The sequence below is a fragment of the Anaerotignum faecicola genome, from assembly GCA_024460105.1.
GTDB lineage: Bacteria > Bacillota > Clostridia > Lachnospirales > Anaerotignaceae > JANFXS01.
Genome location: JANFXS010000006.1, coordinates 57,144 through 69,670, shown reverse-complemented (window position 1 = coordinate 69,670; position 12,527 = coordinate 57,144). Strand labels below are relative to the sequence as shown.

Annotated in this window: 9 protein-coding genes and 1 other annotated feature; of the genes, 1 reads left to right on the top strand and 8 read right to left on the bottom strand. The window is 40.0% G+C overall.

The window, feature by feature from the left end; genetic code table 11:
- Window positions 1–45: 45 nt before the first annotated feature.
- The 8 genes from recQ to NE664_10465 all read right to left on the bottom strand — a co-directional run bounded on the left by recQ (window position 46) and on the right by NE664_10465 (window position 11,516).
- Window positions 46–1,881: a DNA helicase RecQ gene (gene recQ, locus NE664_10500; GenBank protein ID MCQ4727072.1), complete on the bottom strand. Its 1,836-nt coding sequence runs from the start codon at window positions 1,879–1,881 to the stop codon at window positions 46–48.
- Between the two features lie 639 nt (window positions 1,882–2,520).
- Window positions 2,521–3,594 (bottom strand): aminotransferase class I/II-fold pyridoxal phosphate-dependent enzyme, encoded by a 1,074-nt coding sequence (locus tag NE664_10495; GenBank protein MCQ4727071.1) that lies wholly within the window; start codon window positions 3,592–3,594, stop codon window positions 2,521–2,523.
- Between the two features lie 333 nt (window positions 3,595–3,927).
- Entirely contained in the window at window positions 3,928–4,998 is a 1,071-nt protein-coding gene (locus NE664_10490) for a branched-chain amino acid aminotransferase (GenBank protein MCQ4727070.1), read from the bottom strand.
- Between the two features lie 70 nt (window positions 4,999–5,068).
- Window positions 5,069–6,334: a histidine--tRNA ligase gene (hisS, locus tag NE664_10485; protein ID MCQ4727069.1), complete on the bottom strand. Its 1,266-nt coding sequence runs from the start codon at window positions 6,332–6,334 to the stop codon at window positions 5,069–5,071.
- A gap of 56 nt (window positions 6,335–6,390) precedes the next feature.
- Window positions 6,391–6,605, bottom strand: a binding site (T-box leader).
- 90 nt (window positions 6,606–6,695) lie between these two features.
- Window positions 6,696–8,141 (bottom strand): coproporphyrinogen dehydrogenase HemZ, encoded by a 1,446-nt coding sequence (hemZ, locus tag NE664_10480; GenBank protein ID MCQ4727068.1) that lies wholly within the window; start codon window positions 8,139–8,141, stop codon window positions 6,696–6,698.
- A 4-nt stretch (window positions 8,142–8,145) separates the two neighbouring features.
- Window positions 8,146–8,808 carry an MBL fold metallo-hydrolase gene (locus tag NE664_10475; protein ID MCQ4727067.1) on the bottom strand — a complete coding sequence of 221 codons (663 nt, stop codon included), beginning with the start codon at window positions 8,806–8,808 and terminating at the stop codon, window positions 8,146–8,148.
- A 9-nt stretch (window positions 8,809–8,817) separates the two neighbouring features.
- A complete protein-coding gene (dtd, locus tag NE664_10470; protein MCQ4727066.1) occupies window positions 8,818–9,267 on the bottom strand; it encodes a D-aminoacyl-tRNA deacylase in 450 nt (149 codons plus the stop codon).
- Window positions 9,268–9,278: 11 nt separating this feature from the next.
- Window positions 9,279–11,516: a bifunctional (p)ppGpp synthetase/guanosine-3',5'-bis(diphosphate) 3'-pyrophosphohydrolase gene (locus tag NE664_10465; GenBank protein ID MCQ4727065.1), complete on the bottom strand. Its 2,238-nt coding sequence runs from the start codon at window positions 11,514–11,516 to the stop codon at window positions 9,279–9,281.
- A 281-nt stretch (window positions 11,517–11,797) separates the two neighbouring features.
- Here NE664_10465 and NE664_10460 point away from each other — a divergent pair, with 281 nt between their 5' ends.
- Window positions 11,798–12,526 (top strand): tRNA 2-thiocytidine biosynthesis TtcA family protein, encoded by a 729-nt coding sequence (locus NE664_10460; protein MCQ4727064.1) that lies wholly within the window; start codon window positions 11,798–11,800, stop codon window positions 12,524–12,526.
- Window position 12,527 lies beyond the last annotated feature (1 nt).

The window sequence follows — 12,527 nt, the reverse complement described above, 5'->3', positions numbered from 1 at the left end:
TAATTTTAAAACCGGCGGCGTTATTATGTTTTGGTTATATTACCTTCAGTTATCAAATTCATTCAAAACTTTTAAAAATTCATCGCCGTAGCTTTCAAGCTTGCGTCTTCCTACCCCCGAAACCTCGAGAAATTCGCTCCTTGTCCTCGGCATTTTAATGCACATATCTTCTAAAGTTGCATTTGAAAATACAATATATGAAGGAACGGCTTCCCTTGCTGCTATAGCGGCTCTTACACGTTTAAGACTTTCAAAAAGCTCGGCCTTGTCAGGAGGAAGTTTTTTATTATTGATATTCATGTACTTTTTATATAAGTCCACTTCTTCGCTTATTTCTTTTTCCTTCTTCATAAATATCGGTTTCCGCATTGACAATATTTCACCGGAATTTTTACCTAATATAAGCACAGGGAACTCCCCGTCGGTAATCTCAAGATAACCTCTGAGCACCATGAAATTTATTACGTCCTGCACATACTGCCGCTTTTCACCTTTCATACTTGCAAACGAACTGTCATAATTAAGCGAAAGCCTTCTTATCCTTGCTGTATCGGCCCCTCTTAAAACGTCGATTATAAGTTGGACGCCGTATCTTTCCCCGGTGCCTTTAACGCACATAATAACTTTTTTTACATCGTCGGCTATATCTTCATTTTCAAAACTGTTCATACAATTACCACAGTTTCCGCAGCCGCCTGTTAAACTGTCGCCAAAATAATTTAATATGTAATCCCGCAGGCAATCCTTTGTGTGGCAGTAGAACGTCATTTTTTTCAAACGCTCCCTTGCCTGCTTCATAACCGTTTCCCGCGTTTTTTCATCAAGACAGCTGTTTTCCTCGGAGTTATCAAGCAAAAATTGATTTGTAACGACATCTTGTCCGCTGTACAGGAGAAAGCATGACGCCCTTTCGCCGTCGCGCCCTGCCCTTCCTGCTTCCTGATAATAGCTTTCAATATCTTTCGGCATATTATAATGGATCACAAAAGATACGTTTGATTTGTCAATTCCCATGCCGAAAGCGTTTGTTGCAACCATTATAGGGCGCCTGTCATATATAAAATCTTCCTGGCTTCGCTTTCTCTCTTCATCATCCAGGCCTGCATGATACCGTGCGGCCATAAAGTTCCCGGCGCAAAGCTTTTCGCAAACTTCTTCAACATTTTTCCTTGTTGAACAATAAATAATACCGCTTTTGCCTCTCATTTTTGAAAGTATTTTAAACACTGCCGCCATTTTGTCTTTGGGCTTTTGAACTTCAAAATAAAGGTTTTCCCTATCGTACCCGCTTATATGTACAAAAGGGTTATACAGTTCGAGAAGATTGATAACATCCTCTTTTACTTTAGAAGTTGCAGTTGCAGTAAAAGCCGAAACAATTGGGCGTTTAGGAAGCGAATTTATAAATCCGCTTATAAGCAGGTATCCCGGCCTGAAATCCTGTCCCCATTGTGAAACGCAGTGCGCTTCGTCAACAGTTACCATGGAAATATCGGCGTTCATCGCAAAATCCATAAAACTTTCTGTTTGAAGCCTCTCAGGCGCAACATATATAATTTTATATACGCCGTTTTTGGCATTCTCCAACGCCTTGAAATACTGCCTTGGCGTAAGCGAACTGTTCAAATAGGCCCCCCTGACGCCGTTTTGAATAAGCGCGGCAACTTGATCTTTCATAAGCGAAATAAGCGGCGAAACAACAAGCGTTATACCGTCCATAGCTATCGCCGGCACTTGAAAGCAAAGCGATTTTCCGGCGCCCGTAGGCATAATGCCAAACGTATCGCGTCCGCTTAAAATATTTTTAATTATATCTTCCTGCCCCGGCCTGAACTGGTTGTATCCAAAATAACGGCGCAGTATCTGAAGCATATTTTTCATTACAGATCCTCTTCCATAAGCTTTAGTAAGATTTATTATAACCTTACGTCAAATTTATTGCAAGCAATGTGTAAAAAACCGCGCGGTTTCCTCTATCAAATATTTTTGTCCCATAAAGCGCGGGATAACGGAAACGGAAATACTTCATGAAACATATGAAAGCTATGTATATCAATATATAAATAAAAATCAAAAATATCTCCGACAACACTTTAACTAAATAAATAATAATATTTAATTATATACAAAGCCGAATATTTAAAAGGTATTCAAAGCCATTTATTTAAGCGCAAGTAAAAAACGGTTTTGAAAATATCTTCTCAAAACCGTTCTATTTATTTTTCGATAGGACTTAAAGAGCACACGTTTTTAACGGACATCAGCGGTGCAACAACTGTGTTAAAGCCGCATGCCTTAGGAACTACGGCGCCTGCCCGCGCGTCTTTGCCTTGATCTTACTCTGCTGACGTATTTTAAAACTCTCCGACCTCACAAGGGAAAAATTTTTTGCAGTTCAAGGCGAATATGCGCCGGCATAGCTGATCCTATGGCAATCATATGCAACACAGAAATGCGGAAACTTTTTCCTTGTGTGGCGTGTATTCCCTTGCAAACTGAAGCTAAAGCAAATAAAAATATCTAAATTTTAAAACCGTTAACGGCCTCGGCTATTTTTTCCATATCTTTTCGTCCATAACGCTGATCGACAGGAAATGAAATAATTTCACTTCCCATTCTTGCCGTGCACCCGATTTTGTTTACCTCGTCATAAAGATTAGTTCTCCATAAAACGGAAGGATAGATATTAAAATTATCAACAAGATATTTCCACATTTCCTCCCTGCATGAACAATACATAGGCAGATTAAACGGACATTCATTTTCTTCAAAACCGGATATGGCGGGCCTGAGATACGGCGAACAAATAAGGGATCTCAGATACTTTTCATTTTCCCGCCTTGCCTTTATCATATAAGGCACATCACAACAGCCGTATATAAATTTTGTGTAATCACACATAAAAAACATTTCGCCGTCATCAGTATATTCGTCAAGTTCCCGTTCTACCGAGGCAAAAAGTTCCGCTATTTTAGAAACAGGATAATTTATAAGCCCCTTTATAACCATTGATTTAAGTATCTGAGGATATAGTTTATCATATTGACGGCTGTGCTTAATCAAACCTTTAACGTCAAATACGCCTAAGTCCTTTTTGGAATACACCACGCCCCCATCAGGTACGGGGAACCATTTTCTTACAGAGGCCAAAGCGTAATCCCCTACTTTCAAACTGCCTGAAAATAAACTGTGCGTATTGTCCTCAATTATTATAAGATTATATTTCTTTTTAAGTTCAAGTATTTTTGCTGCGTCCGCATCACTGATAAAATGTCCGAAATAGTTTGTTATATAAATCCCGCCCGTATTTTCCGTTATTTTATTTTCAAGGTCGTCAAAGTTAATTGTAAAATCATCGTTAACAGCGTAAAAAACCGGTTTTACACCATTAATAAATCCCGAAATAACAGCAATACATGAAAATGACGGAACCAGAATTTCCTTGTCTTTAAAAATCTGGCATATAACTTTTATACAGCTTCTTCCGCTGTCAAGATAAATGCAGTTATAACCGCTCATGTAACTGAATATATTATTATCTTTTATGCTGAGATTTTCAATGTCAAGATCCATATCATATCCTATTGTATTCAAAAACTAAGACCCCCTTTAAAAAATTATATTAAACGGCGCTGCATTCACTTAAATTATAAGGCCGGAAATTTCATTTTTCAAGAAATTTCCAAAAATATAAATTTTATTCGGAAGGCATAAAATTAAGTTGATCCAATAATATAAATTACAAAATTAAGTATAAAAGTTTATATAAAACGAGGCAAAACAGTTTAAATTCTCCTAAACCGCTTTGCCCCTTAATTTAATTGACGACTTTAAAAATATACGTTGGCATAATCTGATTTTAAAAACGCTTTTATTTGCTTAACAAATCGATTATATTTACTTAATCAAAATATATCGGATGTCAAATTATTTCGCTTCGACTTTTGTAATCCAACCGTATTCGTCTTCAAGTTTGCCGCTTTGTATGCCTGTTATCGTATCATAAACAAGATGTGAAACAGGCCCTATTTTTCCATCGTTTATTATTATTGTTTTGCCTTCCCAGAGAAGTTCGCCTACAGGAGATATAACGGCGGCCGTGCCTGTTCCGAAAGCTTCGTTAAGCTTGCCGCTTGAAGCGGCCTCATAAACCTCGTCGATAGATATTCTTCTTTCGGTAACTTTATATCCTTTAGACCTTAAAAGTTCTATAGCGCTCCTTCTTGTGATGCCCGGAAGTATACTGCCGTTAAGTTCGGGAGTGATAACTTCTCCGTCGATAACGAACATAATGTTCATTGTTCCAACTTCTTCAATATACTTTTTCTCAACTCCATCAAGCCACAGAACTTGTGTAAATCCTCTGTTTTCGGCTGTTTCCTGTGCAATAAGGCTCGCCGCATAATTACCGGCTGTTTTTGTAAATCCCATACCGCCCCTTACTGCACGGCAGTATTCGTCTTCAACATAAATTCTAACAGGATTGATTCCCTCTTTATAGTACATCCCCACAGGAGTAAGGATTACCATAAATTTATAAGTACGTGAAGGATGAACTCCGACATGTACGTCCGTAGCAATTATAAACGGCCTTATATAAAGACTTGTTCCTTCGCCTGTAGGAACCCAATCCTTTTCAACTTCAACAAGTTTTTTAATAGCTTCAACGCCAAATTCAACATCGATTTCAGGTATTACAAGACGTTTATTGGAAGTATTAAGCCTCTCCATATTCTTTTCCGGCCTGAAAAGCCTTATTTCGCCGTCTTTTCCACGGTATGCTTTAAGCCCTTCAAATGTTGACTGCCCGTAGTGGAGAACCATGCTTGCCGGATCCATTTCAAGGCTGTGATAAGGCACAATACGCGGATCATGCCAGCCAATGCCTTCGGTATAATCCATCTCAAACATGTGATCTGTGTAATACTTGCCAAAACCAAGGTTATTCATATCCGGTTTTTCTTTTCTTGTTTTAACCAACTCAATTTTAATATCCATCATAATAAATTCCTCCATATCTTCCTTAGATTTACTATCTTCGGTCTGTGTTCCTACAGACTAAAATTACTTATAAATTTAACAGTTCTTTCATCTTTGCGCCTATTTCCGAAATGTTTATTTCGGTTGTTTCTCCTGTTTCCATATTTTTAACGGACGCTTTTCCCAAATCAACTTCATCATCGCCAAGTATCAGAGAATACATGGCGCCTATTTTATTTGCATATTTCATCTGGGCTTTAACGCTCCTTCCGACTGTATCACACTCGGCTATAATGCCCATTTTCCTAAGTTCAAATGTTATCGCCTGAGACTTGATAAATCCCTTTTTGCCTATTGAACCAATATACAAATGCCTGAAAGGCTTGTATTCCGATTTTCCGTTCTGCGCTTCAAGAGTCATTAAAAGCCTTTCAATCCCAAGCCCAAAACCTACCGCTCCTGTTTTCGGCCCTCCGCATTCTTCGACAAGATTATCGTACCTTCCTCCGCCGCAGACAGTTCCCTGCGCTCCGATTGTGTTTGTCACAAATTCAAAAACCGTTCTGGTGTAATAGTCAAGTCCTCTTACAATCATAGGATCGACCGTAAAACTAATGCCCATGCCGGCCAATATTTCTTTCAAAGTTTCAAAATGCTCCGTACATTCTTCATCCAGGCAGTCGATGACGCTTGGCGCTCCCGCAATAATCTTTTTACATTTTTCTTCTTTGCAGTCAAGAACCCTTAAAGGGTTCTTCTCATACCTAGATTTACATTCGTGACAAAGGTTATCAAGGTTATCACCGATAAAATCCCTAAGCATTTTATTATATCTTCCTCTGCATTCAGGACACCCCAAACTGTTAATCCTTAGTTCCACGCTGTTTATGCCCATATCTTTAATGAGTTCATAAGCCACTGAAATTGCCTCGGCGTCCAGCGCCGGGCTGTAACTTCCGTACATTTCCACGCCGAACTGGTGAAACTGCCTTTGTCTTCCCGCTTGGGTATTTTCATACCTGAATGTCGGAGCAATATAATAAAGCTTTGTCGGCTGCGCATTATTAAACATGCCGTGCTCTATATAGGCCCTTGCCGCTCCTGCCGTACTTTCCGGGCGAAGGGTAATGCTTCTATCGCCCTTATCAAAAAAAGTGTACATTTCTTTTTGAACTATGTCGGTTGTATCGCCGACGCTTCTCAAAAACAGCTCCGTATGTTCAAAAACAGGCGTCCTTATTTCATCAATTCCGAAATTCCTGCATAGGTTTCTCATCTTGTTTTCAACAATTTGCCACTGAGCTATTTCAGCGCCGAAAATATCCTTTGTTCCCTTAGGCGCTTGTGTAAGCATACCATTCCCTCCAAACTGAATCTATAGTCCCGAATAAACAAAAAGAGCCTTCGCCTGTAAAGGACGAACGCTCGTGGTACCACCTTAATTCCCGCAAAATAAGCGGGCACTCTCAGCCAATAACGCGGCTTAAACGTCTATATCTACTCCCAGTTCAATATAAAAGCTCCCAAGCTACCTTCAATGCCGTATTTCTTAAAGGGTCTTTCAGCTAATAAACCCTTCTCTCTTTAAGATGCCTGCAAATACTCCTCTTGTTCATAGCTGTTATCATTTAAAATGTTATTAGACATTTTAAACAAATACCCTTCATTTGTCAATAGCAAAATAAAATTTTTTTGTATAAATTTTAATTCCCGGCTTATTCAAAAAACATGCCTCTGTTTTTCCTTTCAATCATTTCGTCAAATCTTGAAAGATATTCCTCAACGCTTTTAACATTGAAAATCCTTGAAATTCTGTTGTCGGCGCCGCTGTATACTTTCGTTGTGCTTCCCGCCCCTGCGGCGGCGACAGTCTGTTTTTCCTCCATTATTTCCACGTTGTAAAAGCTTTCGGCTCCTTTTTTGCAGTATCCTATATTCTCAAAATTTCCAACCATATTTTTCTGCCTGTACATATAGTATGGTTTCATTCCAATAAGGCCTGCATATCTGCCGGCCGTTTTAAGCATATTTTCGATTTCGGAAATTCCCGCAAGGCTGTAATCGTTAAAATTCTCTTTAAGTCTGGAAGCCCTCTTCACTGCAAGCGTATGCACAGTGATACTTTCGGGTTCAAGCCGCGCTATCCGATCCATAGTATTTTCAACATCAGAAACGCTTTCACCAGGAAGCCCCAGTATTAAATCCATATTTATATTTTTAAAGCCCTCGTTCCTTGCCATATTAAATACAGACACAATATCCTCAACCGTATGCCTTCGGCCTATTAAATCAAGAGTTTTCTGATTCATTGTCTGAGGATTAACCGACACCCTTCCCACATTATGCTTTTTCATTACTTTAAGCTTTTCCGAAGTAATCGTGTCGGGCCGCCCGGCTTCAACCGTAAATTCAAGCGCGCCTTCGGCGTCAAAATTCATGTTTATGGCCTCCAGCAGTCTTTCCAACTGCGTTTCGTTTAACGACGTAGGCGTTCCGCCTCCTATGTAAATTGACATTAGGCGCTTTCCTTCTGCTTTTAACGATATAAATTTAAGTTCTTCTATAAGCTTGTCTATATATAAATCAACAATATTTTTATATTTATCTATCGGATATGACGTAAAAGAACAATACAGGCACCTTGTCGGGCAGAAAGGTATTCCTATATAAAGGCTGTAATCATATTCGTGGTTTTTTTCGAGAATTTCCCTTTCAGCCCTTGCAACCTCCATTGTCAAACTCGCCTTTTCAGCCGATACAAAATATTTTTCCGTTAAAAAAGAATACGCGTCGGCTTCATCTGCTCCGGAACTTATAAGTTCGTTGACCGTCTTAGCGGGCCTTATTCCCGTTATCATTCCCCATTTAGGGGTATATCCCGTAATTTCTCTGAAACACTCATATAAAGCCAGCTTAATAACGCGCTTTTTTTCCCTTTCAGATATATTTTCCCCGCCGTGGGCAAATATTTTTTTTATCAGCGAAACACCGTCTTTAAAAATTTCCGCCCACGCAAAACTACTGTCAAATCCGCTTAAAGCACATATGCCCGACGTTTCAATACAATCCGTTTCATAATAGTGCAGGTTAGGATAAAAAACCTGCGCTATAGTTTGAACTTCATGGCCAAGTCCATGCCCTTTCAAAACATACTTTATCATCGCTTCAGCCTTTCACAAAAGGGTTAAACTTTTTTTCAAAGCCAATACGGGTTTCGCTGCCGTGTCCAGGGTATACAACCGTTTCATCGGGAAGTTTATAAAGTCTATTCTTAACGCTTGAAATAAGCCGTTCAAAATTTTCGCTTGAAGGATAGCCTTTTCCGTCTTTAACAGGCGGATTTGGAAAATCCGTCCTGCCAATTGAGGCATAAAAAAGCGTATCTCCTGAAAAAACGATACTATCCTCCTCGCTATAGTAGCAAACTCCCCCTATGGTATGTCCCGGAGTATGGATTACCTTAAGTTTCAGGCTTCCGAATTGAAATACGTCCCCATCCTCAAACACTATGTCAGGAGAAAACTCAACTTTTCCGCATATAGTCCCGCTCAGATTTGCTTCCTCGTCTTCCAGAACGGGGATCTCCCAGCTGTGAGCCGCAACAGGCCAGTTATATTTTTCTTTTATCTCCGGTATGGCGCCTATATGGTCGCCGTGGCCGTGAGTTAAAAGTACAGCTTTAACATTTATTCCGGTTTCCTCGACAAGAGACATTATTTTCTTTGCATCGTTTCCCGGATCAATTATGACGCCGTCCATTGTCTTTTCATCATAATAAAAATATACGTTCTGATCCATTGAACGGACAACATGTTTAAACAATTTCATATTTTCCTCCTAAAAAATTCGCTCGCTGTCCAAAAGTATTGTAACAGGGCCGTCGTTCATAAGCTCCACCTTCATATCGGCCTGAAAAATTCCGCTTTCAACCTTCACCGTAAGCTCTTTTGCCTTTTCTACAAGACGCGCGTATTTCCCTTCTGCTTCGGACGGGGATGCGGCCGCGGAATATCCCGGCCTCCTGCCCTTTCTCGCATCGCCGTAAAGAGTAAAATTAGGCACAATAAGAAGCTCGCCCTTTATATCTAAAAGCGATAAATTCATTTTGCCGTTTTCATCTTCAAAAATTCTTAAATTTATAATCTTGTCAAGCATATAGTCCATCGTTTTTTCGTCATCGGAAGGCAGGAAGCCGAAAAGCGCCATAATCCCCCTGCCTATTTCCCCGACATTTTTTCCTTCGACTTTAACGCTTGCATACCCGCACCTTTGTATAACAGCACGCATAAAATCCCCCTTTAACCTGTAACCCTCTCAATCTCGTCAACCCCTTTGACAGACAAAAACTTCCTGCATATTATGTCAAGCTGTTCTTTGCCGCCAATCTGCATAACAACGTTGAATACCGCCGTGCCGTCTTTAAGGCTTCTGCCGTTAAATGATTTAACTAGCAGGTTTTCCTCCGACAGTACCCTTGAAACGTCCATTATAAGCCCGTTTCTGTCTGTGCATATAAGTTTTACCTCTGCCGTAAACGATACGTCGCTGTTGGCCGTCAACGCTACGTCCCATTCGGCGTCTATAAGGCGGTGACGTTCAATTTCGTCAAGATTTATAATATTAATACAGTCCGTCCTGTGTATCGAAACGCCGCGTCCCCTTGTAACAAAGCCGACTATTTCATCACCCGGAACAGGGTTGCAGCAGTGTGAAAACCTGACGCTTACATCTCCGACCCCTTTAACCACAACGCCGCTTCCGCGTTTCTTCCTGCTGGCTTCCTTTTTAGCCGCCGAATCGGCCATTTTCCTGATAATATCCTCGGCCGTCTGAGCCTTTTTCGCCTCTTTCTGGACTTCTTCAATAAACCTGTTTATAACCTGGCCTTCTTTCAGGCCACCGTATCCGACTCCGCTGCAAAGAGCGTCCCATGATTTAAACGCAAATTTTTTGCATACGATTTCCACCCATTCGGGTTTAAGCAGATCGTTAAGGGAGTATCCCTTTCTTTTGGCGTCGGCTGCAAGAAGCTCCTTGCCTTTAATAATATTTTCTTCTTTATATTCTTTCTTAAACCATTGATTTATCTTTGTTTTTGCCTGAGAGCTTTTAACAATATTAAGCCAGCCCCGGCTTGGACCTTTGGAATTTTGGCTGGTTATAACTTCAATCCTGTCGCCGTTTTTAATTTTATAATCAAATGTGACTATTTTACCGTTAACCCTAGCCCCAACCATTTTATTGCCGACGGCGCTGTGAATCATATATGCAAAATCTATTGGCGTCGCTCCTTGAGGAAGGCTTATAACATCCCCGTGCGGAGTAAATGCATAAACCTGTTCGTCATATATATTTAAGTCTGATTTTATAGTGTCCATGAACTCTTTATTATCGCTCATGTCTTTTTGCCATTCAAGTATCTGCCTCAACCATGCAAGCTTTTCCTCGGATTTATCCTGAACCCCGCCTTGGGGAGTAGTTTTTCCTTCCTTATATTTCCAGTGTGCGGCTATACCATATTCGCTTGTCCTGTGCATTTCAAACGTCCTGATCTGCACTTCAAAAGGCTCGCCTTCCGGCCCTATAAGAGTATTGTGAAGCGACTGATACATATTAGGCTTAGGCATTGCAATATAATCTTTAAACCTTCCCGGCATAGGTTTATACATATCGTGCACAATACCTAAAACGGCATAACAGTCCCTTACGGTTTCGACTATTGCACGAACCGCAAAAAGGTCGTAGATCTGATCAAAAGTCTTGTTTTGGTTTTTCATCTTTTTATAAATGCTGAAAAGATGCTTATTGCGCCCGTAAACCTTGCCGTTAATTCCCATCTCTTTCATTTTGGCCGAGAGATCCGCAACAATGGTATTAACATATGTTTCCTGCTCGTCGCGTTTAAGAGCTATTTTTTCGCTTAGGCTTTCATAATCTTCCGGATAAAGGTATTTAAAGCACAGATCCTCCATTTCAACTTTAATCTTCGAAATGCCGAGCCTGTTGGCAAGCGGGGCGTATATATCAAGAGTTTCCTGCGCTTTTTCCGTCTGCTTTTCCGCACTCATGTAATTAAGCGTGCGCATGTTGTGCAGCCTGTCCGCAAGCTTTATAAGTATTACACGGATATCCTTAGCCATTGCCATGAACATTTTCCTGTAATTTTCAGCCTGTATTTCTTCTTTGGAAATTGAAACGGAATAAGACAACCGTCCAAGCTTTGTTACGCCGTCTACAAGTATTGCAACCTCTTCTCCGAAAAGCCTTTCAATATCAAAATAAGTATACGGCGTATCCTCTATGGTATCATGCAGGAGCCCGGCTACAATACTTTCCATGTCAAGCTCAAGATCTGCAAGTATATATCCCACTTTAAGCGGATGGATTATATACGGTTCTCCTGATTTTCTAAGCTGTTTGCTGTGAGCGCTTATAGCAAGCCTGAATGCGTTATCAAGCATTGAAAAGTCTTTTGTTGGATGGTACTGTGTTATTCTGTTTTTCAATTCAAGATATAAATCATTTTCAACCGACATACACACAACCCTCTTCTAACTAAAAATCCCTATCTAAAAAATGAATATAAGATACATTATAATTACGCAAATACAAGTTTGCAAGAAGTGTTTTGTTTTTTTATATTTTAAAGCGCGTTAAATGGTATGCTTCCGTTTTATTATGAAGTATTCCGCCTGTTTTTGCTGCAGACATAAATTTTTCTTTGCCGCCTTATTAATTATTTTTAAAAACAGGCCTTTTATTGGCGTTTTTTATTATGTATAATAATAATAAACCAAAAGTACGGAGGACATCAAATATGAAACACCAAAAATTATTAAGTTATGTACGCCGCGCCGTTGAAGACTATAAAATGATAAATGAAGGCGATAAAATAGCTATAGGCATTTCAGGAGGCAAAGACAGTATATGCACACTGCTTGCCCTTGCGGATCTCAGGCGCTTCTATCCCAAAAAATTTGAAATAGAAGCCGTAACAGTTTCCCTCGGCTTCAAAAATGCCGACTACAGCGCAATAAATGAACTTTGCAGTAAAATCGGCGTAAATTATACAGTAGTGGAAACCGATATAGGCCAGATAATATTCGAGGAACGAAAAGAAAAAAATCCCTGCTCTTTATGTGCTAAAATGCGTAAAGGCGCGTTAAACGACACGGCCGAAAGTTTGGGCTGCAATAAAATTGCCCTCGGACATAATAAAGACGATATCGTCGAAACCTTTTTTATGTCCCTTTTCTTTGAAGGCAGAATAAATACATTTGCTCCCGTAAGCTACCTTGACAGGAAAAAGCTGTATTCCATACGTCCGTTGATGTACGTCCCCGAAAACGAAGCCAGAAGCTATATTAAAAAAAATTCCATAGAAATAGTCAAAAGCCCGTGCCCGGCAGACGGCGCTACAAAGCGGCAGGAAATTAAGGAACTTATTTCCTCCCTCAAAAAAACTTATGACAATCTTGACGGCAAAGTTTTCAGCGCAATACAAAATTCATACATCAAAGGCTGGAGCAAAGAAGAATATAAATAAA

Coding starts and splice junctions, on each gene's coding strand:
- hemZ (MCQ4727068.1), bottom strand. CDS start 8,141: ATGATAAAGTATGTTTTGAAAGGGCATGGACTTGGCCATGAAGTTCAA.
- dtd (MCQ4727066.1), bottom strand. CDS start 9,267: ATGCGTGCTGTTATACAAAGGTGCGGGTATGCAAGCGTTAAAGTCGAA.
- recQ (MCQ4727072.1), bottom strand. CDS start 1,881: ATGAAAAATATGCTTCAGATACTGCGCCGTTATTTTGGATACAACCAG.
- NE664_10460 (MCQ4727064.1), top strand. CDS start 11,798: ATGAAACACCAAAAATTATTAAGTTATGTACGCCGCGCCGTTGAAGAC.
- NE664_10490 (MCQ4727070.1), bottom strand. CDS start 4,998: ATGGATATTAAAATTGAGTTGGTTAAAACAAGAAAAGAAAAACCGGAT.
- NE664_10475 (MCQ4727067.1), bottom strand. CDS start 8,808: ATGAAATTGTTTAAACATGTTGTCCGTTCAATGGATCAGAACGTATAT.
- hisS (MCQ4727069.1), bottom strand. CDS start 6,334: ATGCTTACACAAGCGCCTAAGGGAACAAAGGATATTTTCGGCGCTGAA.
- NE664_10465 (MCQ4727065.1), bottom strand. CDS start 11,516: ATGTCGGTTGAAAATGATTTATATCTTGAATTGAAAAACAGAATAACA.